Genomic DNA, 25,870 nt, shown 5'->3' on the forward strand with positions numbered 1-25,870 from the left:
TATTAAACCTCTATTGTACTTAAACATCTTTAAAGAACATTTTAAGTTAATTAGAACATACTTTATGTGGAGTAAAACAATACTGTAAGGCAATGTAAATGTCAATCTTAAGGCAACTAAGGAAAAGCGATATTACCGTGAAATACAAATAAGGAGGTCACCATTTTTAAATTTAATTGTTACCTCTTCATTAAGAGCATAATTGCGTAGACTTGTTTGCCCTCCTAATTGTAAATCCGCATTAGCTAATGGATATTTAAACCCAGTAATAGTAAGGTTTTTTACCTTTGATAAGGGAATTAATGATATTGTTTTACCGCTCATTTTTTGTAATGTCATGTCAACTTTGGCAAAGAAAAAATAGCAATAGTTGTCATAAAATGTAAGATTGTATCGTTTATAATATTGCATTGCGACAGATAAATTACCTAAAAAATGGTCACTAGCATGACCTGAAGCACCGTAAATATCGAATGCTTTAATCCCTTTCCCCGCTAAGAATAGTAATGATTTTTCGAAATCGGTCTGATTTTGATCTGGTGTATGAATGATTTTAATCGTTTTATTTATCGGTTTGCTACCTAAACTGTCGAGATCGCCAATAATAAAATGAGGAATTATATCCGTTTGCTGTAAATAGTTATGGTATGCACCATCGGTACAAGCAATATAAAGATATTGCGTTAAATCGTGAGGATAATATTGAGGCGGTTCGCCATTGACAAAAAGTAATGCTTTTTCCATTTTATCTCGCAAACTATCATTTTATAATAAAATCGTATATGCCATAATAATGGCATCTTCTCTTCCCTGTGCGGTAGGGTAATAATTTTTTCTAATCGTTATTTCATTAAATCCCATATGCAAATAAAGAGCGATCGCAGCTCGGTTAGATGCTCTGACCTCTAACCATAATGTACGAATATTCTTATCTTCTAGCTCAGTGATTAATTGAGTCAGTAAAGCTGATGCTAAACCTTGTTTTTGTGCATCAGGATGAATAGCTATATTAAATAAAGTCGCTTCATCTAGCACCACCTGGCAAATTAGAAATCCGACCAAATGCTGTTTCAAGGTTATTTTTTTATTTAGGTAGCGCTCACCTTGATTAGTGGCAAAGGTCTCTTTACTCCAAGGAATAGGGTGGCAAAGTAGCTCAATTTGATAAGCTTCATTTACGTCATTATTGGTTAAAGTTGAAATAGTTTTCATATTGGCAAAGTGTTCGCCATAACTGGCGTTTTAAATTGGGTGATGATGCTAATTGCGATAGAGAGGTTGTTTCGATTATAGCCTTTTCATCTAGCGAGGACGAGCTGCACCAGCTATCAGGTAAATTTTCATTTATAAACCAAATAACATGATTTAATTGTTCTAGTGGCATAAATAACTGAGCCGGGGATAAAATCAAACAGTCTTCTTTTTTAACGCAGATTGCCTTCAAAATATCATCAAAAATTTTATCACTTGGTGATGATTGGCTAATCACAATAAGGCGAATATTATCCGCGATATTTATTGATGCTTCTCCCTTCATTACGGTTGGTTTACGTAATATATATTGGGTAACACCGAGCTGATTAAGGTACCAATCTTGATTATTCATAGGGTTTTATTAGTGATTATCGAAAGTTAATTGTATAATCTTCCCAATTTTTTTAAAAGGTTTTTATTTGAGGTTAAATAAATGTCGGTATTCACACCACCAAGTCAGGTTCTACAGCGCCATGAGTCACTATTTTTAGGAAAATACGTATTGGTAGCAGGTGATTTACATGATGATTACGTATTAAAGCTCAATACTGCCGATACTAAAGTACACTGTAATCAGTTTCACGTTTATTCACACTTACAATCCCGTAGTAAAAAATCACATATTGAATTCGGGTTATTACCAACAAAAGTGTGCTATGAAAATTGTAATACATTGATCTATTATTGGCCTAAAAATAAGCTAGAAGCGCAATTTCAATTAGCTTATTTATTAAATAATCTTACTAAAGGTTGCGATATTTTCATCATTGGAGAAAATACTACCGGCGTGAGAAGTGCTGAAAAATTACTAAGTGAATTTGGCTCTATTCAAAAAATTGATACAGCAAGGCGTTGTAGTCTTTATCATTTTAATGCAGATAGCCGCTTAGCGTTTGAACTTGATGAGTGGTGGCATCAATATAATTTACAGCTTGATGATATGGCGCTAACTATTTCAACTCTACCGGGTGTCTTTAGTCATAAAACATTAGATGCAGGAAGTGACTTGCTCTTAAATTCGTTAGCACAACAATCTGACTTAATTAAAGGCCGTGTGCTTGATGTTGGTTGTGGTTGCGGGGTGTTATCTCTTTTTGCTGCAAAGATTAACCCTGCTATTGACTTGAACTCTACTGATGTTAGTGCGTCGGCATTAGCGTCGACCGAAAAAAATCTAAAAGATAACAGTATTAGTGGTAATGTCGTGGCCAGTGATGTTTTTTCGAATGTTGAAGGTCGGTTTGATTTGATTATATCAAATCCTCCCTTTCATGACGGTAAAGAGACTAATTATGATGCGGCAGAGGCTTTAATCAAAGAGAGCAAAAATCATCTTAAAGTAAATGGTAAACTTTGCATTGTGGCAAATTCATTTTTACCATACTCAAGACTATTAGCTGAGCAGTTTAGACGCGTAGAGGTGATTGCACAAACCACTAAATTTAAAGTCTACTTAGCCTCATAAGTGAGTATTTTCCTAGGTGGAAATCAATTGTTCTTATTATAGTCAACACTAGTCATAGTTAGCATGTTCTTTTATAAATTTATATAGTTTAATTGCCTGACTAGATAACTGACGCTCTTTTTTCTTAATTAAATAAACGGCTCTTTTTAGTGAGAGATCCTTGAAAGGTATAATTGAGATACTATCATGCTCAAATTGAAATAGCGTTAAGCCAGTTGTAATGCTAATACCTTGACCAGCTGCAACTAGGCCCATCATCGTTGTAAGCTGTCTCACTTCAAGCACGTAGCGGATGTTGTAAAGTAAAGCCAGCTGGTCGGTGAATAGGCGAATGCTAGTCCCATTTGAGAATGCAATAAACCGTTCTTCTTCTAAATCTTTTAGCTCAACTTGCTTTTTTTGTGTAAGGGGATGATGTTTAGAGCAAATTAGATAGAAATCGTCAGAAAAAAGTAACTCAGCTTGAATTTCCTTTAATGACGGTGTACCTGCTGTAACCGAAATATCCGCGGTATTATTCACTATTGCTTGTAAACATCGATCCCACTGTGTATCAATTATATTAATGCGAATATGAGGATTTTCGATATTAAATCTTGACATTAGTCTTGGTAGCCACTGGACAGCAAGAGAGGGAAGTACCGCTAGCGTTACGCAGCCTTCTTCTCCTTGCGAATAAAGCTTAATTTCTTCGACAATATTTTGATAATGGTTAGCGAATTGATTAGCGAGTTCAATAAAATGTAATCCATTAGCATTTAATTGAACTTTTCGTGTATCACGATCAAATAGACGGTAACCAATTTCTTGTTCTAATGAGGCAATTAAAGCACTAAATGCAGGTTGTGACAAACAGAGAATTTCAGATGCTCGAGTAAAGTTCCCAGCTTCAGCCAATGCTAAGAATGCTCGCATTTGGCGGATAGAAATATTCATTGTTTGCTCCTTAACACAAATATCTACGTTATTAAAATGACCCAAACTCTAACATAATTTAACTATTTTGAATGCAATAACAAATTTGATTTTTAATTTTTGTGATCGTAGTTGAGCAAAATGGTTTTAACTATTTTTTATTATTGCTAACTCTCTAATAATTAAAAATATTATTGGTAGATGAATTATTACTATTTTGAATAATTTGATTTGAATAGCTAATTAATTGTTTTTAATTTGAAATCTCAATTAAATTATTTGATTTTTGACTAACTACAAATTTATTTTTGCCTAATATAGGAACATATCAATAATAACAAGGAGAATAAAATGTTAGCTCTTGTTGGGGTTTTGACAATTGCGGTCTTACTTTATTGCATTATGTCAAAACGTATGTCGCCTATTGTGGCACTCATTATGATTCCAACCATCGGTGCTTTAGCTGCGGGTTGTGGGCTGGAGACGCCAAAGTATATTGTATCAGGTATTACTAAGCTTGCGCCAATGGCGGCAATGTTTGTATTTGCAATCACATTTTTTGGTGTAGTAACCGATGCCGGGATGTTCGATCCAATAATAAAGCGAATTTTACGCTTTGTTGGTATCAACCCTGTTCGTATTATTATTGGTACGGGCATATTAGCATTAATTGCCCATCTTGATGGTAACGGTGCGGTAACGTTTTTGATTACCATTCCAACCATGCTGCCGCTGTTTGAGAAGCTGGCAATGGATAAACGAATACTTATTGGTATTACGGCATTAAGTGCTGGTGTCAATTTTTTACCTTGGACAGGGCCCATGATTCGCGCAGCGAGTGCATTAAATATTACCACTCATGATCTATTTATTCCTTTAATTCCCGCTCAAATTGTAGGATTAGCCTTTATGATTTTAATGGGATATTACTGGGGGAAAAAAGAACAAAAACGCTTAGATTTAAGTTCTCATAATGCCATTAGTATGTTGGCTACTGGCGAATCATCATTATATGAAAAAGCATTAACGGATGAAGAAACAAGGCTTCGTCGACCCGGTTTATTTTGGGTAAACATTACATTAGTTGTTACAGTACTTGGTACTATGGTTTTTACACGTATCTCGCCAACCGTAGCGTTTATGATCGCACTTACTCTGGCATTAATGATTAATTACCCGAATGTTAAAATGCAATCAGAACGAATTAATGCTCACGCTAAAGCGGCCTTAATGATGGCAAGCATATTATTTGCTGCGGGGGCATTTACTGGAATTATGGGGGGATCAGGTATGCTGCAGGCTATGTCAGAAGCTGCAGTTCACCTTGTTCCTGAGCATTTCGCTAGCCATGTTCCTTTTATTACAGGCTTAATTTCAATGCCATTAAGCCTAGTTTTTGATCCCGATTCATATTACTTTGGTATTATGCCCGTTGTTGCTCATACCGTTGACATGCTAGGTGTACCAAGTATTCAAGTCGCACAAGCATCTATTATGGGACAAATGACAACAGGATTCCCCGTTAGCCCACTCACGCCTGCAACATTTTTGTTAGTTAGCTTGGCGGGGGTTGATTTAGCTGATCATCAAAAATTTAGCATTCCTATTTTATGGTTAGCGAGCATTATTATGACTTTTGCTTGTGTTGCAACTGGTGTATTTCCAATATAAAAATCATTACGTTAGAGGAGTTTGTTATGAAAAAAGTAAGGATTGGCTGTGGCGCAGGTTACGGTGGAGACCGAATAGAGCCAGCCATCGAATTAGCACAAGAAGGGGATATTGATTATTTGATTTTTGAATGCTTAGCCGAGAGAACCATTGCAATAGGTCAACGGCAGAAAAAACAAAATTCACAATTAGGCTTTAATGAATTTTTAGCAGCGCGGATGGAAGCTGTGCTACCGATTTGTGCAGAAAAGAAAATTAAAATTATCACCAATATGGGCTCTGCTAATCCGAGGGCGGCGGCAGATCTTACTTGTGAGATCGCTAAAAATTTAGGTCTATCTAATCTAAAAATAGCGATTATTGAAGGTGATAATGTGTATGATACGGTAATCAAGCAAGACTTAAAATTAGATGAAGCAGGTACGCTTATTTCGAAATCGGGAAAAGATATTATTTCAGCAAATGCTTATTTAGGTGCCGCCCCGTTAGTTGAAGCCTTACAAAATGGTGCAGATATCATTATTGCAGGAAGGGTCGCCGATCCTTCATTATTTTTAGCGGCTATGATGTTTGAGTTTGATTGGCAGGATAATGATTGGGATAAACTTGGTAAAGGGACGGCAATCGGTCATTTACTTGAGTGTGCAGGCCAAATAACAGGAGGTTATTTTGCCGATCCAGGCTATCGAGATGTGCCTAATTTAGCGCGTTTAGGTTTTCCTATCGCAGAAGTCACTGAGGATGGCAATGCTGTGATCACTAAAGTTGCTGATGCTGGTGGCTGTGTGACAATTGATACTTGTAAGCAGCAATTATTATATGAAATACATAAACCAGATGCCTATATTACACCAGATGTTGTGGCTGACTTTACTGGTATAAAATTTAAAGAAGTTGCTAAAAATTGTATTGCTGTGAGTGGCGCTAGAGGCAAACAAAGAACAGAAACACTAAAAGTGTCAGTTGGTTATTGTGATGGCTTTATCGGTGAAGGAGAGATGAGCTACGCTGGTCCGGGTGCGGTTCAGCGAGGGCGGCTTGCTTTAGATATTGTTAAAGAAAGACTAAGTATTTGTCATATTAAGCCCGAAGAAGTTCGTTTTGACTTAATAGGTATTAATTCTTTACATGGTGAACGTCTTTCTAAAAACGTTGAACCTTATGAAGTTCGCGCTAGAGTTGCAGCCAGATTTATTGATAAAAATGAAGCTGCTTTTATCGGCAACGAAGTCGAAACACTTTATACTAATGGGCCTGCTGGGGGAGGGGGGGCATTTAAGTCAGTAAAAGAGATAATCGCAATGGATTCAACTTTGCTTGAGCGCAATTTAGTCAAGGTTAACGTTAGTTATTTGGAGGTATAAATATGAAGCTTCGTGAGATTGCTCATTCACGCACAGGTGATAAAGGTAACATATCTAATATTTCTATTATTGCTTATGATATAAGCGATTATGAAAAAATAAAACAAATAGTAACGGCTGAAAAAGTAAAAAACTATTTTGCCGATATCGTAAAAGGTGATGTTATTCGTTATGAACTTCCTAACTTAGGTGCATTAAATTTTGTAATGTATGATGCGTTAGGTGGTGGTGTTACTCGTACGTTGAGCCATGATATGCATGGTAAGGGATTAAGTGCGGCTTTGATGAATATGGATATTTAAATAAACTTATGTTGCCTTGCATTCCATATGCTTTATGTTGTGAATAAAGCATATGGCTTATAATTTCTAAATGTCTAAGCAGTTACCCATCGATTGAATAACTCATAAAATAAGCGATACACCGACGTATAATCTGTTCAATTTTAGCGATATTTTCGATTATGGATACTTTTATAAAAGGCTTAAATATCAAAATTTATTGATAACAAAACAACATTGAAAAGAAAATAAGATTAGGCCGTTGTATATTTCGGCCATATTGATAAATGAAAACCTACAAAAAAATTAATTAGTAATGAGTTAATTACTAATTAATTTAACAAGATGGTACTGCTATTTTTATCCTAGACGAAGTACCGTAAATCGGGATATTTTGTCTGTAAGATATTTAGTCTGACACATTAGTCAATACGCGTTCTATCTTAGCTACGACCAGAAACTGTGTTGAGCCGTTTTTTTTAATTAAGTGATTGGAAAACGTAGCATTATCATTGATAAGGTGATAACCATCTTCTATCGGATCATATTGAATACGTTTGATCAGTAATTTATCATTCAAAAGAATGATATAGATTCCAGTTAGGACTCTTGTAAGCTCATTCTTACCTAAGCTAATAATTGCGACATCGCCTGATTTTATAGTAGGTGCCATATTATTATAAGGAATCTGAACAATCGCTAAGTTATTGTTTACTAAACCGGAACGAGATAGCCAGTCTCTGCTTATTACCCACTCTGTAATAATTTTCTCTTTCGGTGGAGAAAGTAATAAATCTTGATTATAAAGCTCTACCAAACAATTAAACTCTATCTCTGGAAGAGTTATCACAATGTTCTTACTATCTTTTGGTAATAAATTCGCATTAGATAGAAATGGGTCACTTCCAGTCGCCAACCAAGCAACGGAAACGTTTCCTACTTCCGCCATCGTTAGCAAATTTTGTAGGGTTGGTTCTGATTCCTCTCTAATATATTTTCTAATTGCGCTTTCAGATAAGCGACATTTTTTAGAAAAACTCAGTAGAGAGTCATCTCCGATGATATATTTTAGCCGTTTGGCAAAGGTAGAGTAATTCTGTTTCATAAGCTTTCTTTGCCTTAAAAATTATTTAAAAACAAAAAAGTTTTTATCGTTATTGTTAACAGTAGAGGTTATCGATTCCCTATGCCCACAATCATGCCACAAGCCTTTTTAAAAGTAAAGATAAATAAGGTTTTGGTTAAGATTTCAACATATATTTTTACTATTTTAGAAAAAATTTTCGTTTTTTAAGTTAAGATAAATTGTTGTTCATTACTGCAATACTATATATTTATTACCGCTTCTTTGTAAACATATAAATTATAAAATTTTATAGAAAACAAAATAAAAACTCACTTAATAATTCAAAACAATATTAGCATTTCTGCTGTTCTATCGCTATATTGGTTACCATTATGACGTAATCGTTATATTGCAAATCTTTCAATCAGACATCGAGTTTTAATATGTTTAATATAAAAAATATTTTTATCTTCGTTGCTTTTTGTTTATTAACGACATTAAGTTATAGCCTTAGTTATGCTAATGAATCGTTGCTGAAAAAAAAATATAAAAATTTATCGTTTAACATTAAACCTAATTGGTTGCATATTAATAATAGCTATTTTTATGATGGAGAAACCGATGATTTGGTTACGGCAGGGTATGGATTCACTAAGTTATCACAATTTAAAGTGAAGAGTATATTTAGGGATGTGCATAATCCGACGACCGTAGAATTCAAAAGAGCGAGGCTAAATCGTTATATTGACACTAAAAGTGGCGAAGGACGCTTTTTTGGATTTAATAAACAAAATTTAACGCCACTATTTGATGGTAGAGTAGCTGGTACTGAAATTCAGGCTAGGTTAAATAATGGTGATGAAAAAGTTGATTTTTTACTACAAATCCCTCTAGATTTTGACACAAAACGACCTTGCATTATCGCGATCCCAACTACAGGCTCAGAGGGTGTGTATAATGCAAAAGATATACAAGTTAGAGGATTATGGGGACTAAATCGTAATTGTGCTGTTGTTTATAATGATAAAGGACTAGGCAATTTACTGTTTGATCTTTCTAATGAAAAAAATTACTTAGCTAATGACCGTATTTTGACTGAATCGGCAGTTAATAAAGAACGTTTATTTAATATTAATCTTGATAAAAAAACAACAGAGCAATTTAACCATAGGTATGCAATTAGGCAACTATATTCACAACAAAATCCAGAGGCAAAATGGGGAGAATATGTTCTTAATTCTATAGAATTTGCTTTTTATGAAATCAATGAGCTATTTGCATCAAATAGAGAACTAATGTTCGATAAAAATAATACTCTTATTTTGGTTTACGGTGAGTCAGATGGTGGGGGAGCCGCATTAAAAGCAGGTGAACTTGATAAAGATGGCGTAATTGATGGAATTGTTGCTGTTAATCCTCAAGTCCAAATTGCTGATAATACTGGTTCTCTATTTATACAAAATGGCCAATCAAATGCTAAACCATTAATAGTGAAATCATTGATAGACTATAGTTCTTATGGTGCCTTATATATTCCTTGTGCAATTGCAGCGATAAAAAACGATCTAGCAAAGAATACTATTCCAGAGCTCGCAAGCTTCTTTTTTGCTGAGAACCGTTGTTTAGCTTTAAGGAAAGCCGGATTATTATCACAAGATACAATCAATGAACAAGCTAAAGAGGCTCTAAATAAGCTTTACGAGTATGGGTTGTCACCCAATATGATTGCTCAATTACCTTACTATTATGCTACTCAATCAATTAATTACCCTTATAAGTATATTAGCGAATATGGGCGATATGGTATAGCTGATCATCTATGTCACTATTCAATAGCGAGTATTGAACAAAATGAATTACTCAATGAAGGTACGGTTTCTGGTCTAGGGGAAATAAGCTTTGCGCTTTTATTGGCTAAAAATAACGGTTCATTACCTATCAAATTAGATAGCAAGCTGATTGTGATGGATCTTGTAAATGATGATGATCCAAATGGACCACGTCGAGAATTTTACTCTCGTTCAAAAGAGAGTACGACCATCGATTACAATTTATCAGGAGCAATCTGCTTAAGAGAAAAAATATTTGATAAAAGAGTAAAAGATGGCTTATCGGAAGTTTTAGCCAATGGTAATTTAAATAATATAAAAACAATTATTGTGCATGGTCAGCTTAATATTAAAAACTTGCCTAATTATTCAGCGAGGGCTTACGTTGCTTTAAATAGTCTTTTAGAAGGTGAAGGTTCTAATTTAACGTATATTGAAGTTGAAAACGCTAGCTATATTGATAGTGTCCCTCCGTTTGATAATATCCTACTCCCTATTGATTATTATGGCGAAAGTGCAATGAATTGGTTATGGAATAGTTTAACTCATCAGGCTTTATTACCAGAAAGTCAAGTTATTAGAACAAAAATTAGGGGAGGGAACAGTGGCTTTGCACCAGCAATTAATTACTCCAATTTAGCGACAATAGAACAGAAGCCTAAAAAAGAAAATCGAATTGAAGCTAAGAATGGAACAGTCATCTTGCCAAATAATTAACGGATAATGCAATAAAATAGCTTTTTATTTGCGAGCTAATTAAATCTGCGTATAAGAGAATAATATTTGAAAAATTAGTTTTATGTGAAGGAATAACTTAAATTTATAGTCTGAGTTTTATATTAATTAAGTGCAATTTGATGTAAATCAAATTACACTTAATTGTTAAAATATTTATAAGAAACTGTGAGCTAGTTCTCCAAAATATACATTATTTACTTGCTTTCGATTGTAATCTGTGAGGTAATAACAAGGGATTTATAACACAGAATAAACTTTGTGGTAGCATTAAGATTTAAAATGTAATTTTTAGTGGTTTTGTTTTTTTGCTTATTACGTTTCTAATGTTTTTTACTGAGTTGGCTGATGTTGTAGTCTTTAAAAAAAGCCAATAGGCAAGAGATTAATTTTTGTAGGAAATTCATAATGACTAAGAAAACAGGCCAAGTTAAATGGTTTAATGAAAGTAAAGGGTTCGGTTTTATCACTCCAACAGATGGTAGCAAAGATGTATTTGTTCACTTCTCAGCAATTAGTGGTGATGGATTTAAAACTTTAGCTGAAGGGCAAAAAGTTGAGTTCTCAATCCAAGATAGTCCTCGTGGACCAGCAGCAGCTGAAGTTGTTTTGTTATAACAAATCTATTTTGATGAAAAATCCGCAACAATGCGGGTTTTTTTTGTTTCAAATAAATGTAAACTATTTATGATTTTTTTATACATAATGAGATATTATGGTTTATTTATTTCTTGTTACAATTATTTGGTCTTTTTCATTTAGCTTAATTGGTGTTTATTTAACAGGTGTGGTTGATAGTTGGTTTGCTGTTGTTACCCGTATCTTGCTGGCATTTTTGGTTTTTGTTCCTTTTTTACGTTTTCGGATTTTTTCGTTAAAGCAGAAAATATTATTAATGTCAGTTGGTGCGTCTCAATTAGGTGTAATGTATATTTTTTATTATCATGCTTTTTATTATATTTCAGTGCCAGAACTATTATTGTTTACAATTTTTACGCCCATTTATGTTACGCTTTTATATGATATCCTACAAAGACACCCAATTAGAGTAAGCTACTTGCTAGTTGCTATATTTGCTGTGATTGGCACAGCCATAATTCGCTACGATCATATTTCAGTCAACTTTATGACCGGTTTTTTGCTAATTCAGGGCGCTAACATTGCTTTTGCTGTTGGTCAAGTTGGCTATAAACGTATAATGGAATTGTATCATTTACCTCAGCACTATTCCTTTGCATGGGTGTATATGGGGGCTGTAATTATATCTATTATATGCTGGCTTATATTTGGTAATGCACAACAATTACCAACAACAATAACTCAATGGTTAATTATTATTTGGTTAGGTATTTTTGCTTCAGGTGTTGGTTATTTTTTATGGAATTATGGTGCAACCAAAGTTGACTCTGGAATGTTGGCAATAATGAATAACATGGTGATCCCAGTAGGTATTTTACTTAATGTAGTCATATGGCATCACCAAATTGATTGGATACGTTTTATTAGTGGCTCTGCTATTATTATTTTATCAATCGTTATTCATCAAAAATGGTTAGCCCGCTCTTAATCGACTCAAAAAAAAGCCATCTAAAAATTAGATGGCAAATATTAAATGAAAAAAATAATGCAGTGGCACATATTAAGACAGGTGAATATCCGATAAGTTCCCCAAAAAAGAAATTTTTTTAAATTAAAAATTATATAATTTTATTAAGTGTATTGTAGCGATGATATGTAACTATTATGAATCTAAAAAATGCTTATCCTGTCAATGGATAAAAAAGCCTTATAATGAACAAATAAATGCAAAGCAGGCTAAATTATCTCAGCAGCTACTTCCTTATCAGCCTCAATCTATTTTACAACCGATAAGGAGCGCCGAATCAGCATTTCGTAATAAAGCTAAAATGGCGGTATTAGGTACGGTAGAAAAACCGATCTTAGGCATTATGACTAATGGTGAGCCAATCGATTTATGTGATTGTCCGCTTTATTCTACATCAATGCGCTTTACTCTTTATAAAGTCAGAAAACTAATCAAAAAACTCGCTTTAGTCCCTTATAATATAGGTAAAAAAAAAGGCGAACTGAAGTTTATTATATTAACGCAAGCAGATGACCAATTTATGCTTAGGTTTGTGTTACGTTCAGACAAAGAACACTATAAAATTGCTAATTCTATTGCATATATACAGCAAAATATTACGCAATTAGCCGTAGTTTCGGTCAATATTCAACCTGAACACGCAGCGATTGTGGAAGGTTCACTGGAGTTTATTCTTACCAAACAAAGGCGATTAGCCATAAGGTTGAATAATGTTCCGCTATTTATGCAAAAAGGTAGTTTTTTTCAAACTAATACAGAGGTAGCAAGTTTATTATATGCAACAGCAAGGCAATGGTTATCACCATTAACGATTAGTCGCATTTGGGATCTTTTTTGTGGCGTAGGCGGATTTGGGCTTCATTGTACGAATAAAGATACTGAATTGGTTGGTATTGAAATTAATCCAGAGGCAATTGAATGTGCCAAATTATCAGCTAAATTGATGGGATATGATAAAATTCGTTTTGCATCATTAGATGCAAGTCAATTTGCGTTTGAAAAGTCTACATTAAAAGCGGATGTTATTTTAGTTAATCCACCGCGCCGTGGATTAGGTAAAACGCTTACTAATTACCTACAACACATCTCGCCAAATTATATTGTTTATTCGAGTTGTAATCTAGATAGTCTAACAGCTGATTTGACCTATTTAACGCATTATAAAATTTTATATGTTCAACTATTTGACATGTTTCCTCATACTGACCATATGGAAGTATTAGTGATGTTGCAATTAACAACTTGAAAGAGGTAAAGCTAAGATGAAAACAATTGGATTAATTGGGGGAATGAGTTGGGAAAGCTCGGTGACTTATTATCAAGTTATCAACCAAATCATTAAACAAGAACTCGGTGGATTACATTCTGCACATTGTATTTTATACAGCGTTGATTTTCACCAAATAGAGCAATGTCAAGCTAGCGGTGATTGGGATAAAAGTGCAGAAATTTTATCTGCCGCAGCACTAAAACTACAACAAGCAGGGGCCGATTTTATTGTGATCTGTACCAATACGATGCATAAAGTGGCTAAGGATATTCAAGCTCATATTACGATTCCTATCATACATATTGCCAACGCCACGGCGCAGGCTCTAAAAAGTCAATCTCTCGATAAGGTAGCACTACTCGGAACTAAATATACGATGGAGCAAGATTTTTATAAAAAAATCATTATTGACCATGGCATAGATATTATTGTTCCGGAGCAAAATGATAGGGATATTATCAATAACATTATCTTTCAGGAATTATGTTTAGGTACGATCAGCATCAGTTCAAAAAATATTTTATTAAACATTATTGATAAGTTGGCCGCAGCAGGGGCACAAGGTATTATTTTAGGTTGTACTGAACTAGGGTTACTTATTGAGCAAAACGACACTCAATTTCCTTTATTTGATACGACTCTTATTCATGCAAGCAATGCTGCTTACTATGCACTTGGAATTGATCCCTATAAAAAATTATAGTACTTGGCGTGATAACAAGTATCTAAGTTTGTGGTATGATGACCCAATTTAGTTATTGAGTACCTAATTATTGAGTACTCAGTTACCGAGTGCTATGGAGGTTATTTTGATTCCTGATGTATCAAAAGCATTAGTTTGGCTTGAAAAGCATTACACGATTTTAGAAGGTATCCAACGAGGACTTGAACGAGAGACGCTGCGAATTTTACCCGATGGTACACTATCTAAAATGCCATTTCCCTCTGAAATTGGCCGTGCATTAACTCATCCATGGATCACTACTGACTTTGCGGAGTCAATGCTTGAATTTATTACGCCAGTTAATACCAATATTGATTATATGTTAACATTTCTCAGTGACCTTCATCGTTATGCAAATATAAATATTAATGATGAACTAATGTGGCCTCTGAGCATGCCTTGTTTTGTCGCCAATGAGGCGGACATTATTTTGGCTCAATATGGTTCATCAAATGAAGGGTTATTTAAAACGCTATATCGTGAAGGATTAAAGAATCGTTACGGTGCTATGATGCAAACCATTTCAGGGGTTCACTATAATTTTTCTTTACCGATGGCTTTTTGGCAGGCAAGGGATGGTATTAAAAATGCTGAAGAAGATGCAAATATCATCTCTGAAGGTTACTTTAGGCTCATTCGTAACTATTATCGTTTTGGCTGGGTGATCCCTTATTTATTTGGCGCATCGCCTTCTGTTTGTGGCTCTTTTATTAAAGATCCTGCAAGACGAAAAGAATTTGCTATGCAAACAAACGGCAGCTGTTATTTACCTTATGCGACATCGTTACGTTTAAGTGATATTGGTTATACCAATAACGCACAAAAAGAGTTAGGTATTACCTTTAATCAGTTAAATACTTATGTCGATGGATTGAGAAGAGCTACACATACTAAGTCGTCCGAGTTTAGTCAACTTGGTATAAAAGTTGACGGTAAATATCGGCAAATAAATGATAATATCTTACAGATTGAAAATGAATTTTACGCACCAATTAGGCCGAAACGAGTGCCTAAAAAAGAAGAGACCCCTTCCTCAGCACTACTACGTGGTGGGATTGAATATATTGAAGTGCGATCGCTCGACATTAATCCTTTTTCTCCAATAGGGGTGACTGAAGAGCAAATCCGTTTTGTTGATCTATTTTTAATTTGGTGTGCACTTGCTCCGGCGCCAGAAATGAGTAGCGAAGAGTTGCAATGTAGTAAAATTAATTGGAATCGCGTTATTATGGAAGGGCGTAAACCTGGGCAAATAATTAGCATGGGGTGCGGAAGCTATCAAGAGCCGTTGGCTAAAGTAGGTCATGACTTATTTAAAGATTTATTGCGGGTTGCCGACGTATTAGACCATAATGATGCACTAAAACGCTATCGCAAGGTGTGTGAGCGACTAGATAGCATGTTTGATAACCCTGAATTAACGCTATCTGCGAGAACATTGCAAGCGATTAGTGATATGGGTACCTCTGCATTTGGTCTTGCACTTGCTAAGCAATACAAACAACAGCTTAATGCTGAGCCATTAAAAGTGCTGACGGAAAACGATTTTACTTATCAAAAAAATCAATCGATTGCTAAACAGCAGTTTACAGAGCAAAATCAAACAGTAACATTTGATGAATATATTAAACAGATGAATCAGTAATATAATTCAGTCATGAATAAGGAATAATATGAACAAGATTGTTGGTTTTTTATCTCCTTATGATTATGTTGTCCGTTACCATGAGGACAACAAAGTAGAGCTGATTTACTCCGAACACAACACGATACTTAGTCAACCCTTAGTTTCAGCTAATAAATTAAATATTTTAGTCTGGAATATCTTTAAGCAAAAGCGTTTGGATTGTTTAAATGTATTGGCTAACTATATGGATAAAACCGAATTAATCTTACTACAAGAAGCGCAAACAACCACGAGTTTACTTAATTTGATTAATCAGCATAAAAAAATCGCTGATCATGTTCCTGCCTATTCCATTAATAAGATTCATACTGGAGTGATGAGTATAGCCAATGTTATTCCTATTAGTAGCTTATCATTTAAAGAAAATGAGCCTTTAATTCGCATTCCTAAGTCAGCCTTAGCAACACAATATTTATTACCTCATACGCAAGATACATTACTGGTTGCTAATATTCATGCCGTCAATTTCAGTTTTGGTATCAAAATCTATCGTCAACAAATAAGAATATTACTAAATCAATTAAAAACACATCAAGGACCGGTTATTTTAGCGGGTGATTTTAATGCATGGAGTCGCAAGCGTAAGCATCTGCTTTATAGTCTAGTTCGTAATATTAATTTGAAGCCTGTTAATTTTACGACGGATATCCGTAAAAAATTTATGGGCAGCCCGCTTGATTTCATTTTTTATCGAGGCTTAAAAGTTGAACAGGCGGAAATCATTCACACCAAAGCATCTGACCATAATCCGCTGCTCGTTAGCTTTATTCTTGCTTAATAACGTTTCTCACAAAAAATAGCGGTCTAAAAAAACAATAGAATGTAAATTTACTAAACTATGAGCTACCATTTTTAATATTAATCGTCAGTTTATCGCCAGGTTTCAATTTATTTAAATTATTAATTTTATTCCATTTAGCTAATTCACTTACTTTTACTTTATGATTTTTAGCGATGTTATAAAGATTATCGCCTGATTTTACCCGATAAATAATTTGGCTATAACGCTTATGCTCTTGTTCATAATAGTTAATATCATGATCGGTAATTTGAATATATTTTTTATTAGTAAATTTAGGATCGAAATAAGTATATTTTGGCTCAAAGGTTACAGGTTGTGAAAGCAGTAAGTCAACAACCTTTGAAGTGACCAAATTAGACTCTTGCAATTTACTATAAAGTGTTTGAGCATAAGATGATGGAATAAATAAATGATAAGGTCCTTTTACGATTTTCTTTAAATAACCGGCATTAAACTCAAGTAACTCATCTAATGAAATACCTGAATAATCGGCAATTTTGTCTAAACTAATTTGTTTAGATAGATCGATTCTAACTAAAGAATTAGCATAGGTACATGCAGGTAATGATACGTCGTACTGGTCATTATTTCTAATAACACTGGTTATAGCCAAAAACTTAGGTACATATTGCATCGTTTCTTTTGGTAAATTTAATGCCCAAAAATTAGTCGGTAATCCTTTGGACTTATTCCATTCAATGGCCCTACGTACTCGTCCTTCTCCCGCATTGTAAGCGGCAATTGTTAACAGCCAGTCTCCTTCAAAGCGCTGATTCAAATATTGCAATAAGTTCAATGCGGCATCGGTTGATTCGATAAAATCGCGCCGAGGGTCATACCAACTACTCTTTGTTAAGCCATAGGCTTTTGCAGTAATAGGGACTATTTGCCATAAACCTACCGCTTTGGCATAAGACGTAGCTAAGGGATTATAAGCACTTTCAATTAATGGTATGAGCGCAAGCTCTACTGGCATTTTTCGCTCATTTAGCTGGCTTACAATATAATAGATATAAGGCTCTGAACGTGATGTATTTGCTTCAAATGACACTTTATTTTTTAGGATTTTTTCTTTTTCACTGGTGATGCGTTTATTAGCCGGAATATCAATTATCAATTCATTTTGAATAAATGACCAAGGATCTTGCGTGATCGATCGATAATTAGTTTGAGCTACAGATTGTAGATTTTGTTTAGGGGATACTATCACATTAGGTGATTGGGTATTTTGACAGCCATTAATTAAAAAGGTTAAAAGTAAACCAGTAGTAATACGTAATTTCATTATACAACAACTTTATTTGATCATTGCGGGCTATTATACCTAAAAATTATTCTTCTGTGTTCTAAAAAATTCAAATAATTTCAGTTCATTATTAATCTTAAACTCTGTTTGTAATTTTAAATCGTCACAGCGAAAAAATAAATTGACCTTTTTTTCTATTTCAATGGTTGTTGGTAGGGTTATCGCATCGTGAGCTATTTTTTGATAATAGGCATTAATATCAATATCATTAGGGACTAAATGAGTAGCAAATTTTAAATTGCTCAGCGTATATTCATGGGCTGGGCATACGATAGTATTATCAGGCAGGGATTTTAATTTATTGAGCGAATTCAACATTTGTGTATAGGTACCTTCAAAAACTCGACCACAGCCAGCAGAAAATAGTGTATCGCCACAAAATAAGTATGGATTAATGTAGTACGCAAGATGACCAAGAGTATGACCAGGAACCGCAATAATATCAAAGGTAAAATCACCAATCGTTAGCGTTTTTTGCTGTGATATTTTTGTAATGGGTAAGTTTATTTCATCGGGGCCAAACACGGGCAAATTATCATAGTTTTTTTGTAAATCAATAACGCCATCAATATGGTCGTTGTGATGGTGGGTAAGCAAGATGGCAATAGGTGATAATTGATGGGTTGTCATATAATTTATAACAGGCGTTGATTCGCCAGGATCAATAATAACGACCTGCTTTTGGGTATTTCCTAATAACCAGATATAATTATCTTTTAATGCTGGAATAATATGTAATCGCTTGTTACTTGTCATATGATTCTCATTAATGGATATAATCGTTCTATTCATAACATCCTTTAGCTAGATTCTGCTGTAAATCCTTGATCATCATGTATTGGATTATTCGCCGATTCTTTAGCAAGGATATCGCATCGTTCGTTTTCAATATGTCCAGCGTGACCTTTGACCCAAACCCAATTAATATTATGTTTTACTACTACAGCATCTAATCTGGTCCACAAATCAACATTCTTGACTGTTTTCTTATTTGCTGTTCGCCAACCATTTTTTTTCCAGTTGTGGATCCAAGATAAAATACCATTACGCAAATATTGGCTATCTGAATAAAGTGTAATATCACATTTTTGCGTTAATGCTTCAAGTGCAACAATCGCTGCGAGTAGTTCCATACGGTTGTTAGTGGTTAAAAAATAACCTTCACCTAAAATTCGTTCTGCTTGTTTATATTTTAGTATTGCCGCATATCCTCCCGGCCCTGGATTACCAAGGCATGAGCCATCGGTATAAATATCAATTTTTTTTAGCATAGCAAAACAGTTGTTAAAATTTGAGAATAAACGATAAACTATACTACAGAATTAATCCTTAATTAAAAACAACTAAATTGACCATGAACAGTAAAAATATTATCACACCAAATAGACAAATAGTGCTTGATACTGAAACAACGGGTATGAATAAAGACGGTAAAAATCACTATGAAGGCCATAAAATTATTGAGATCGGAGCCGTTGAAATTATTAATCGGCGTCTTACTGGTAACCATTTTCATGTTTATATTAATCCCTTACGATTAGTTGATGAAGAGGCATTTAATATTCATGGTATTAGTGATTCTTTTTTGCAAGACAAACCGACTTTTAATGACGTAGCTAATCAATTTATTCAATTTATTGATGGCGCCGAGCTAATTATTCATAATGCATCGTTTGATGTTGGGTTTATGGATTATGAATTTAAATTAGCGAATGTTGATTTTATTACCGCCTCACATTGTGTAGTAACTGATACGTTAGCCATGGCACGTAAAATATTCCCTGGTAAACGAAACAACTTAGATGTACTTTGTGAACGCTATCAAATCGATAACTCTCATCGAACATTACATGGTGCATTGTTAGATGCCGAGATTCTAGCTGAAGTCTATTTAGCTATGACAGGAGGGCAAACGTCGTTATCATTTAATCAAGAAGAGGGAGGACAAAACCATTCATCTTCAGCACATTCAGTTCAGCATAAAATAGCGAGAGAACACTTTAATTTGAAAGTAATTATGGCAAATGACAATGAATTAGCTGAGCATAATAAATCATTAGATAAAATTGATAAAAAAAGTGAAGGTGCAATTTGGCGCAAATAGCGGCAATTGAAATTTAATGATGAATTTATGTGCAATTGAGGTTAAGATGGAAAAATTTCATTGACGACTTTGTAATAAATCTTTAATATTCAGCCTACTTTATAACGCTGTTTATTGACATAAAGTAAAAAATGGAGCGGTAGTTCAGTTGGTTAGAATACCTGCCTGTCACGCAGGGGGTCGCGGGTTCGAGTCCCGTCCGTTCCGCCACTTTTTGATTATAAATCAATTTATTAAAAGTGCTTTCGCAGAGCGCATTTGTTATTGTAAAACTCTCTGTGTCAGCTTTACTCCATGTCTCTAAGTCTTGCAATGCGTGTGGGTGATTACCATTCATAGTATGACGGCTATCCCAAACATGACACATTTGACCCATGCTGTTTTCTGATTATCGCCATAACCTTGTTTAACTGGTAGGCTAAACTCAGCTACAGCAGTGCCATTTTGTCAATATCTTAACTCTGCATCTTTGCCAACATTTCCGCTAGCTGTTAGTGTGTTAATTGCATCTTGCTTTTCCTATCAATTATAATGTTTTATACTAAATTAACTTTAATTATCTTTATGGAATGGTATGTTCATTCGTTCAACTACTGAAGATGTAATTTTCAATTTCACAACAATGTTTTCTTTTGGAGGTTTTCTTTATATAGCGCATTTTATTTACCCAAACTCAATAGCGCTTTATGGTCTGGATGCTCCGATAGGTGACTATTTTTTAATTCCAATATTTTTAATGAGTTATGGCATTTTGGTTTATTTCTTTGGATTGTCGGTAATTAATCGAAAAGTATATGATCACTCAGATATCTTCAATATAAATGCAAATCAAACAAAGAAAAGAGTTAACAAACATCTTGTTTATTTTATACCAGTGCAAATTTGGGGCCTAATATCTGCTTGCATTGGGTTATTTATGTTATTGATTCAAATTATATACAGGCTTATTTATATGTAATTCTACTTGCCATTTTCTTGCTCCAGTTGTTTTCTTAATATAAAATAAATACCCCTTATTAAACCAAATGAATTCTAGGAATCATAATTTATGAAAATTGATAGCCCTAATGAAAATAAATTGGCTATTAAAATAATAAAAATTATATGTGTTTCTTTGATATTTATTGGTATTGGTTTTCTTATTTATTACCAATTATTCATAAATCGTAAAGATATTAGAGCTGATATTATTCTCTTGAGTGCTTTATTGTTATTACAGTTTTTTTATTTTTTATTTAAAAGAGATTTTTCCGCTACAAAAATAAAAATGATGCTAATTGAAATCAGCGTTGTATTAGTGCTTTGGTGTATTTGATTTATTCGTTATAGCCATATTTACCTCATTGGTTTATTACGTTAAAATCACCATCTAGGATCATGTCATTATTTTGACTAATTCCTGCTTCGGCTTTTTCATCTAATACGACAGCTTTTTGAATTTCAATTGATGCTGGTAGGTATTTAAATAATCGACGAATAACTGTTTTCTTTGCCATTTCTTCGTAATATGTTTTCCATGGGCCTATATCACCAGCTTTACTGGTTTCCTTTACTTTATCGATTTGGCTTTTTGTCATAACTTCAAATTGCACGCCGCCGTCTTTTAACTTAGCAACAGCATAAATATGATGTAACGGTATACATTTATTGGAGAGAAACTTAGCGGTATGATAAAACCTCAACTAAGGAGGTATACCAATGACTCGACAATTAAGTAGCGAGTTTAAACGAGAATGTGCAGAGCTCGTCCTCAATTATGGTTATACACATAAAGACGCGGCTAAAACAATGGGCGTAAGCTTATCGTTACTTCAGCCTTCTTCGCTGTGGAAATGATAAACAGCAACAAGTCGTGTTGATGTTAAAGAAGGCAGGTAATTCAATTCATCAGATTTGTCGATGTTTATCCTTGTCATCGAGTACATTTTACTACCGAATGAAACCTAGAGCATCTAAACTCACTAATATCAGCCTTGAAATAGCGATGAAGGCAAGTCATCACGATATGGACGGTATCTATGGCAAATGTAGAATGCTAGTTGAATTAATTAAAAAAGGGTTTAAGTTAGGGTTGGATAAAATAAGGCGTGTCATGAAAAAATTGGGGTTAGTTGCCAAAACACCTAAACGGCATGCTTACCCTCGAGGAGGCAAATCCTCGATATTGGCACCGAATCATTTAAACTGGCAGTTTAATCCAACCAGATTCAATCGATATTGGTCAGGGGATATCACTTATATAAGAATAAGGCAAGGTTGGCTCTACCTTGCTATCGTAATGGATTTATGCTCAGGGCGTATTGTGGGGGGATTTTTCTGATAAACCTGATTCTCAACTGACAGTAAAGGCACTAAATATGGCAATACAGAGACGAAAAGGAAATAGCCCTGCTTTATTCCATTCAGACCAAGGTGTGCAATACCACAGTGAACAGTTTCAACGCATATTAACTCATCATGACATTACGTTTAGCATGAGCCGTGCCGGAAATTGTTTAGATAATGTAGTAACCGAACTGTTTTTTCGTTCATTAAAATTAGAAAGAATAAATTATCGAGACTATATCAAGAGAGAAGAAGCTATTACAGATATTATTGATTACATCGAGCCTATTTATAATCAAAAAAGAAGGCACTATAAACTAGGATTTATTTAGCCAGCTGAATTTGAGTATAATGTATTAAAAACTGCCTAAAAGTGTCTCCAATTTTAGTTGATCGTTACAAATATGTGAATATAAAATTTCTGGTCTTTTTTTGAAGTGACTTAGTATTAAAAGGGGCTCATTTCGATGCTATATCGATAACAGGTATACATTTATTGAAATTTTGATACAATTAATCAATGTATTAATTCGCTACTCAAGGAGTCTATTTATGCCAAAGATCGGTAAAAAAGTTTTTTGGGGTGTTATTGCTTTAATACTGGTAATTTTAATTATCTTCGATTCATCTATTGATTTTATTTATTAATTAATCAAACGGTATAATTCATTAAGCTATCCTATTTTAAATGCTCAGCAATTTCTCGAGCATATATTTTGATATTTATTTTCCCATTTTACTCGTTAATCATTAGCCTCTGAGTTTCATGAGTCTTAAGCATATTTAATTATTCAAAAAACCACACCATTTAGGGTGATATTATTTGGTAAGTTAATCATAAATTGTTAGAGGCCAGAATAACTGCCGGTTAGGCATAATAAACTCTCACGCAAGCAGAAGAATGTGTCAGACAAAAATATTGTTAAAAAACGCCTTGGCGTATTTATATGATTTTACATTATTAGTAAAACACTAATTTATAATAATTGAACACAATAATAATGCCTAATAATTAGTCAATTGCTGAACACCTTCTTATTACTATATTTTACATACTTACTAAAGTAGTTATCAACAGATTTTGTGGATTAAATGATTGAAAATGTAAAAAATCATCCAACTTATTAACGAGTGAAATCACTAATTATAAATTTATTTTATTGTTATTTAATTACATTTAGCTACGATGGTTTCTATTTTATTTACTGAATTTTATCGTTTCTATATCTTTTTATTACATAGTTTTAGCATACCTAAAATTTGGCATTTGCTTATCTTGGCAACTCCTTTTCGGCTATAAAAGTCGCACTCTTTTATTATTTTTTAAATATTGATTAAGTATTCAACAGCATTTGAAGAATGATTAATCTTCAGCTAATTACGTTTAAATAGTTATGCACATTAAATTTGAAATTATAGGCTTTTTTGTGGGAAAAACGAAAAAAAAGCGAATCAACAAGTGATTCGCAAAATATATGATGAAAAATGAATATGACCTAAGTCAATTCATGTTTATTATTGCTGAATTCATTTTATTTGTCAAATAATTTATTTAAAAAAAATGAATAATACGCAAAAAAATAAATTTAAGGTTTAAATAATATTTTAAAATAAATAATTAAAAGACATCCAGATGAAATAACAGTAAAAAAATAATAGAAAATTTCTGCTAATTTCAATAAAGGGCGAAATTATATATTGCAAACCATCACCAATATTAAGATAACGATAAGGTTACAGCGTTATTAACTTGATATTATTTCTTAGAAGTTCAGCAAATAACCCTTGAAAATATGTGGTTATGATTTTAAAGTGTTAGGCAAATTATTAGTTTTGAAATAGTAATTTTAAACATAATATCCCTATATTTTACTGTAAAGGAGATGTGCAATGTCAGAAAAGAAAAGTTTAACTAACGCGAATGGTGCGCCAATAGCTGATAATCAAAACTCAAGAACGGCAGGTGCTAGAGGCCCGGTACTAATTGATGATTACCAACTGATTGAAAAACTCGCACATTTTAATCGTGAAAACATACCCGAAAGGCGTGTTCATGCTAAGGGGTCTGGTGCATATGGTACATTTACAGTAACTAAAGATATTACGCATTACTCTTATGCTAGTCTTTTTGCCAAAGTTGGTAAAAAGACGCCACTATTTATTCGTTTTTCTACTGTTGGCGGTGAGCGAGGCTCATCAGATACAGCGCGAGATCCTCGCGGCTTCGCGGTTAAATTCTATACCGACCAAGGCAATTGGGATGTTGTTGGTAATAATACGCCAGTTTTCTTTATTCGTGATGCATTAAAATTTCCTGATTTTATCCATACCCAAAAACGAGACCCTAAAACTAATTTAAAAGATCCACAAATGATGTGGGATTTTTGGTCATTATCACCAGAGTCACTGCATCAAGTGACGATTTTATTCTCCGACCGAGGTATTCCCGATGGTTATCGACACATGCATGGTTACGGCAGTCACACTTATAGCTTAATTAATGCTGATAATCAGCGTGTTTGGGTAAAATGGCATTTTAGAACCGAGCAAGGTATTAAAAATATTCATCCTAAAAAAGCAGCAGAATTAGATGGTATACATCCAGATTCAGCACAAGATGATCTCTTCAAAGCGATCGAAAAGGGCGAATTTCCTAAATGGCGTTTATATATGCAGGTTATGACTGAAGAGCAAGCCAATAATCATAAAGAGAACCCATTTGATGTAACAAAAGTTTGGTCTCAAAAAAGCTTTCCATTAATTGAAGTGGGCTTAGTTGAATTAAATCGTAACCCTGACAATTATTTTGCCGAAGTCGAACAAGTTGCTATGGCTCCGAGTAATGTTGTTCCCGGTGTTGGATTGTCACCTGATAAAATGCTACAAGGTCGATTATTTGCTTATGCTGATGCGCAGCGCTATCGGATTGGGGCTAATTACCAGCAATTACTCGTTAACGCACCAAAATGCCCTTATCACAATTATCAACGAGATGGAGCAATGCGTTTAACAAGCGATGGCGCCCCGAATTATGAACCCAATAGCATTGATAATGCGCCAAAACAACAGCCACAATATGCTGAGCCGGCTTTACATTTAGGTGAAGTGGCTGCAGACAGGTATAACCATCGCTTAGACGGAGATTATTACTCTCAACCAAGAGCACTATTTAAGCTAATGAAACCGGAGCAGAAACAGCTATTAATCGATAATATTACTGGGTCAATGCAATCTGTTGCTCGCGATATACAAATTAGGCAATTAAAGCACTTTTATCAAGTCGACCCCGCTTATGGCGAAGGGATCGCAACAGGACTGGGCATCGATATAAACCTAATTAAATAATTAAACAATCAACGCATTTTTGTCAACCACACCACAATCAGCGGTGTGGTTTTCTATTGCAAATAACGAATTAATTGTAGTAACAAACCGATTAACCCGTAACTTTATTGGCATCAATATA

General features: G+C 34.1%; 27 protein-coding genes and 1 tRNA gene. 19 read left to right on the top strand and 9 right to left on the bottom strand.

Annotated features, from left to right (window positions below; genetic code table 11):
- Positions 1–132: 132 nt before the first annotated feature.
- Genes RHO12_00750 through RHO12_00760 form a run of 3 tightly spaced genes read right to left on the bottom strand, consistent with a single transcriptional unit; the run spans position 133 to position 1,606 of the window.
- Complete coding sequence (locus RHO12_00750; protein WVD66315.1) at positions 133–744, bottom strand: thiamine diphosphokinase; 612 nt, start codon at positions 742–744, stop codon at positions 133–135.
- 21 nt (positions 745–765) lie between these two features.
- Positions 766–1,212 carry a ribosomal protein S18-alanine N-acetyltransferase gene (gene rimI / locus RHO12_00755; protein WVD66316.1) on the bottom strand — a complete coding sequence of 149 codons (447 nt, stop codon included), beginning with the start codon at positions 1,210–1,212 and terminating at the stop codon, positions 766–768.
- The gene (locus RHO12_00760; GenBank protein ID WVD66317.1) at positions 1,184–1,606 is read right to left on the bottom strand and encodes a DNA polymerase III subunit psi; all 423 of its coding nucleotides are present in this window, start codon (positions 1,604–1,606) and stop codon (positions 1,184–1,186) included. The genes rimI and RHO12_00760 overlap by 29 nt, the downstream gene beginning before the upstream one ends.
- A gap of 81 nt (positions 1,607–1,687) precedes the next feature.
- Between RHO12_00760 and rsmC the strand changes: the two genes are divergently transcribed.
- Positions 1,688–2,719, top strand: a complete 1,032-nt coding sequence (gene rsmC, locus RHO12_00765; GenBank protein WVD66318.1) for a 16S rRNA (guanine(1207)-N(2))-methyltransferase RsmC — start codon at positions 1,688–1,690, stop codon at positions 2,717–2,719.
- 48 nt (positions 2,720–2,767) lie between these two features.
- On the opposite strand, the gene RHO12_00770 is transcribed toward rsmC, so the two are convergent.
- A complete protein-coding gene (locus RHO12_00770) occupies positions 2,768–3,655 on the bottom strand; it encodes a LysR family transcriptional regulator (GenBank protein WVD66319.1) in 888 nt (295 codons plus the stop codon).
- 330 nt (positions 3,656–3,985) lie between these two features.
- Here RHO12_00770 and RHO12_00775 point away from each other — a divergent pair, with 330 nt between their 5' ends.
- From RHO12_00775 to RHO12_00785, 3 genes are read left to right on the top strand one after another with little or no spacing between them, the layout of a single operon-like run.
- Entirely contained in the window at positions 3,986–5,305 is a 1,320-nt protein-coding gene (locus RHO12_00775) for a citrate:proton symporter (GenBank protein WVD66320.1), read from the top strand.
- A gap of 26 nt (positions 5,306–5,331) precedes the next feature.
- The gene (locus RHO12_00780) at positions 5,332–6,669 is read left to right on the top strand and encodes an acyclic terpene utilization AtuA family protein (protein ID WVD66321.1); all 1,338 of its coding nucleotides are present in this window, start codon (positions 5,332–5,334) and stop codon (positions 6,667–6,669) included.
- Between the two features lie 2 nt (positions 6,670–6,671).
- On the top strand, positions 6,672–6,971 hold the full coding sequence (locus tag RHO12_00785) for a hypothetical protein (protein ID WVD66322.1): 300 nt from the start codon (positions 6,672–6,674) through the stop codon (positions 6,969–6,971).
- A gap of 388 nt (positions 6,972–7,359) precedes the next feature.
- Here RHO12_00785 and RHO12_00790 read toward each other — a convergent pair whose 3' ends face one another.
- Entirely contained in the window at positions 7,360–8,055 is a 696-nt protein-coding gene (locus RHO12_00790; protein ID WVD66323.1) for a S24 family peptidase, read from the bottom strand.
- Between the two features lie 404 nt (positions 8,056–8,459).
- On the opposite strand from RHO12_00790, the gene RHO12_00795 reads away from it, so the two are divergent.
- The 7 genes from RHO12_00795 (at position 8,460) to RHO12_00825 (ending at position 16,645) form a co-directional block, all read left to right on the top strand.
- On the top strand, positions 8,460–10,562 hold the full coding sequence (locus RHO12_00795; protein WVD66324.1) for a 3-hydroxybutyrate oligomer hydrolase family protein: 2,103 nt from the start codon (positions 8,460–8,462) through the stop codon (positions 10,560–10,562).
- A gap of 426 nt (positions 10,563–10,988) precedes the next feature.
- The gene (locus tag RHO12_00800; GenBank protein WVD66325.1) at positions 10,989–11,198 is read left to right on the top strand and encodes a cold shock domain-containing protein; all 210 of its coding nucleotides are present in this window, start codon (positions 10,989–10,991) and stop codon (positions 11,196–11,198) included.
- Positions 11,199–11,295: 97 nt separating this feature from the next.
- Positions 11,296–12,147, top strand: a complete 852-nt coding sequence (locus tag RHO12_00805; protein ID WVD66326.1) for a carboxylate/amino acid/amine transporter — start codon at positions 11,296–11,298, stop codon at positions 12,145–12,147.
- A gap of 160 nt (positions 12,148–12,307) precedes the next feature.
- Positions 12,308–13,432: a 23S rRNA (uracil(747)-C(5))-methyltransferase RlmC gene (rlmC, locus tag RHO12_00810; GenBank protein ID WVD66327.1), complete on the top strand. Its 1,125-nt coding sequence runs from the start codon at positions 12,308–12,310 to the stop codon at positions 13,430–13,432.
- A gap of 16 nt (positions 13,433–13,448) precedes the next feature.
- Positions 13,449–14,159, top strand: a complete 711-nt coding sequence (locus RHO12_00815) for an aspartate/glutamate racemase family protein (protein WVD66328.1) — start codon at positions 13,449–13,451, stop codon at positions 14,157–14,159.
- A 94-nt stretch (positions 14,160–14,253) separates the two neighbouring features.
- Positions 14,254–15,825 (top strand): glutamate--cysteine ligase, encoded by a 1,572-nt coding sequence (gshA, locus tag RHO12_00820; GenBank protein WVD66329.1) that lies wholly within the window; start codon positions 14,254–14,256, stop codon positions 15,823–15,825.
- A gap of 28 nt (positions 15,826–15,853) precedes the next feature.
- A complete protein-coding gene (locus RHO12_00825) occupies positions 15,854–16,645 on the top strand; it encodes an endonuclease/exonuclease/phosphatase family protein (protein ID WVD66330.1) in 792 nt (263 codons plus the stop codon).
- 58 nt (positions 16,646–16,703) lie between these two features.
- On the opposite strand, the gene RHO12_00830 is transcribed toward RHO12_00825, so the two are convergent.
- From RHO12_00830 to rnhA, 3 genes are read right to left on the bottom strand one after another with little or no spacing between them, the layout of a single operon-like run.
- Positions 16,704–17,954, bottom strand: coding sequence for a transglycosylase SLT domain-containing protein (locus tag RHO12_00830; protein WVD66331.1), 1,251 nt, complete (start codon positions 17,952–17,954; stop codon positions 16,704–16,706).
- A gap of 39 nt (positions 17,955–17,993) precedes the next feature.
- Complete coding sequence (gene gloB / locus RHO12_00835) at positions 17,994–18,767, bottom strand: hydroxyacylglutathione hydrolase (GenBank protein WVD66332.1); 774 nt, start codon at positions 18,765–18,767, stop codon at positions 17,994–17,996.
- Positions 18,768–18,775: 8 nt separating this feature from the next.
- The gene (gene rnhA / locus RHO12_00840; GenBank protein WVD66333.1) at positions 18,776–19,246 is read right to left on the bottom strand and encodes a ribonuclease HI; all 471 of its coding nucleotides are present in this window, start codon (positions 19,244–19,246) and stop codon (positions 18,776–18,778) included.
- Between the two features lie 83 nt (positions 19,247–19,329).
- On the opposite strand from rnhA, the gene dnaQ reads away from it, so the two are divergent.
- From dnaQ to RHO12_00860, 4 genes are all read left to right on the top strand, one after another.
- Entirely contained in the window at positions 19,330–20,079 is a 750-nt protein-coding gene (gene dnaQ / locus RHO12_00845) for a DNA polymerase III subunit epsilon (GenBank protein ID WVD66334.1), read from the top strand.
- A 133-nt stretch (positions 20,080–20,212) separates the two neighbouring features.
- Positions 20,213–20,289: transfer RNA gene (locus tag RHO12_00850), tRNA-Asp, on the top strand.
- Between the two features lie 364 nt (positions 20,290–20,653).
- Positions 20,654–21,037, top strand: a complete 384-nt coding sequence (locus tag RHO12_00855; protein WVD66335.1) for a hypothetical protein — start codon at positions 20,654–20,656, stop codon at positions 21,035–21,037.
- A gap of 90 nt (positions 21,038–21,127) precedes the next feature.
- Entirely contained in the window at positions 21,128–21,394 is a 267-nt protein-coding gene (locus RHO12_00860; GenBank protein ID WVD66336.1) for a hypothetical protein, read from the top strand.
- A gap of 25 nt (positions 21,395–21,419) precedes the next feature.
- On the opposite strand, the gene RHO12_00865 is transcribed toward RHO12_00860, so the two are convergent.
- Positions 21,420–21,671: a recombinase RecT gene (locus tag RHO12_00865; protein WVD66337.1), complete on the bottom strand. Its 252-nt coding sequence runs from the start codon at positions 21,669–21,671 to the stop codon at positions 21,420–21,422.
- A gap of 106 nt (positions 21,672–21,777) precedes the next feature.
- Between RHO12_00865 and RHO12_00870 the strand changes: the two genes are divergently transcribed.
- The 4 genes from RHO12_00870 (at position 21,778) to RHO12_00885 (ending at position 25,749) form a co-directional block, all read left to right on the top strand.
- Positions 21,778–21,915, top strand: coding sequence for a transposase (locus RHO12_00870; GenBank protein ID WVD66338.1), 138 nt, complete (start codon positions 21,778–21,780; stop codon positions 21,913–21,915).
- Between the two features lie 22 nt (positions 21,916–21,937).
- Positions 21,938–22,399: an IS3 family transposase gene (locus RHO12_00875; GenBank protein WVD66339.1), complete on the top strand. Its 462-nt coding sequence runs from the start codon at positions 21,938–21,940 to the stop codon at positions 22,397–22,399.
- Between the two features lie 37 nt (positions 22,400–22,436).
- A complete protein-coding gene (locus RHO12_00880; GenBank protein WVD66340.1) occupies positions 22,437–22,736 on the top strand; it encodes an integrase core domain-containing protein in 300 nt (99 codons plus the stop codon).
- 1,558 nt (positions 22,737–24,294) lie between these two features.
- Complete coding sequence (locus tag RHO12_00885) at positions 24,295–25,749, top strand: catalase (GenBank protein WVD66341.1); 1,455 nt, start codon at positions 24,295–24,297, stop codon at positions 25,747–25,749.
- Positions 25,750–25,870: the final 121 nt, after the last annotated feature.

This window comes from Orbaceae bacterium lpD02 (genome assembly GCA_036251875.1).
In the GTDB taxonomy this organism is placed as follows: domain Bacteria; phylum Pseudomonadota; class Gammaproteobacteria; order Enterobacterales; family Orbaceae; genus Orbus; species Orbus sturtevantii.

Coding starts and splice junctions, on each gene's coding strand:
- RHO12_00760 (WVD66317.1), bottom strand. CDS start 1,606: ATGAATAATCAAGATTGGTACCTTAATCAGCTCGGTGTTACCCAATAT.
- RHO12_00800 (WVD66325.1), top strand. CDS start 10,989: ATGACTAAGAAAACAGGCCAAGTTAAATGGTTTAATGAAAGTAAAGGG.
- rimI (WVD66316.1), bottom strand. CDS start 1,212: ATGAAAACTATTTCAACTTTAACCAATAATGACGTAAATGAAGCTTAT.
- rsmC (WVD66318.1), top strand. CDS start 1,688: ATGTCGGTATTCACACCACCAAGTCAGGTTCTACAGCGCCATGAGTCA.
- RHO12_00805 (WVD66326.1), top strand. CDS start 11,296: ATGGTTTATTTATTTCTTGTTACAATTATTTGGTCTTTTTCATTTAGC.
- gshA (WVD66329.1), top strand. CDS start 14,254: ATGGAGGTTATTTTGATTCCTGATGTATCAAAAGCATTAGTTTGGCTT.
- RHO12_00885 (WVD66341.1), top strand. CDS start 24,295: ATGTCAGAAAAGAAAAGTTTAACTAACGCGAATGGTGCGCCAATAGCT.
- RHO12_00775 (WVD66320.1), top strand. CDS start 3,986: ATGTTAGCTCTTGTTGGGGTTTTGACAATTGCGGTCTTACTTTATTGC.
- RHO12_00830 (WVD66331.1), bottom strand. CDS start 17,954: ATGAAATTACGTATTACTACTGGTTTACTTTTAACCTTTTTAATTAAT.
- RHO12_00770 (WVD66319.1), bottom strand. CDS start 3,655: ATGAATATTTCTATCCGCCAAATGCGAGCATTCTTAGCATTGGCTGAA.
- RHO12_00795 (WVD66324.1), top strand. CDS start 8,460: ATGTTTAATATAAAAAATATTTTTATCTTCGTTGCTTTTTGTTTATTA.
- RHO12_00825 (WVD66330.1), top strand. CDS start 15,854: ATGAACAAGATTGTTGGTTTTTTATCTCCTTATGATTATGTTGTCCGT.
- RHO12_00780 (WVD66321.1), top strand. CDS start 5,332: ATGAAAAAAGTAAGGATTGGCTGTGGCGCAGGTTACGGTGGAGACCGA.
- RHO12_00790 (WVD66323.1), bottom strand. CDS start 8,055: ATGAAACAGAATTACTCTACCTTTGCCAAACGGCTAAAATATATCATC.
- RHO12_00880 (WVD66340.1), top strand. CDS start 22,437: ATGGCAATACAGAGACGAAAAGGAAATAGCCCTGCTTTATTCCATTCA.
- RHO12_00855 (WVD66335.1), top strand. CDS start 20,654: ATGTTCATTCGTTCAACTACTGAAGATGTAATTTTCAATTTCACAACA.
- RHO12_00860 (WVD66336.1), top strand. CDS start 21,128: ATGAAAATTGATAGCCCTAATGAAAATAAATTGGCTATTAAAATAATA.
- RHO12_00785 (WVD66322.1), top strand. CDS start 6,672: ATGAAGCTTCGTGAGATTGCTCATTCACGCACAGGTGATAAAGGTAAC.
- RHO12_00815 (WVD66328.1), top strand. CDS start 13,449: ATGAAAACAATTGGATTAATTGGGGGAATGAGTTGGGAAAGCTCGGTG.
- dnaQ (WVD66334.1), top strand. CDS start 19,330: ATGAACAGTAAAAATATTATCACACCAAATAGACAAATAGTGCTTGAT.
- RHO12_00750 (WVD66315.1), bottom strand. CDS start 744: ATGGAAAAAGCATTACTTTTTGTCAATGGCGAACCGCCTCAATATTAT.
- RHO12_00870 (WVD66338.1), top strand. CDS start 21,778: ATGACTCGACAATTAAGTAGCGAGTTTAAACGAGAATGTGCAGAGCTC.
- RHO12_00875 (WVD66339.1), top strand. CDS start 21,938: ATGTTAAAGAAGGCAGGTAATTCAATTCATCAGATTTGTCGATGTTTA.
- gloB (WVD66332.1), bottom strand. CDS start 18,767: ATGAATAGAACGATTATATCCATTAATGAGAATCATATGACAAGTAAC.
- rnhA (WVD66333.1), bottom strand. CDS start 19,246: ATGCTAAAAAAAATTGATATTTATACCGATGGCTCATGCCTTGGTAAT.
- rlmC (WVD66327.1), top strand. CDS start 12,308: ATGATATGTAACTATTATGAATCTAAAAAATGCTTATCCTGTCAATGG.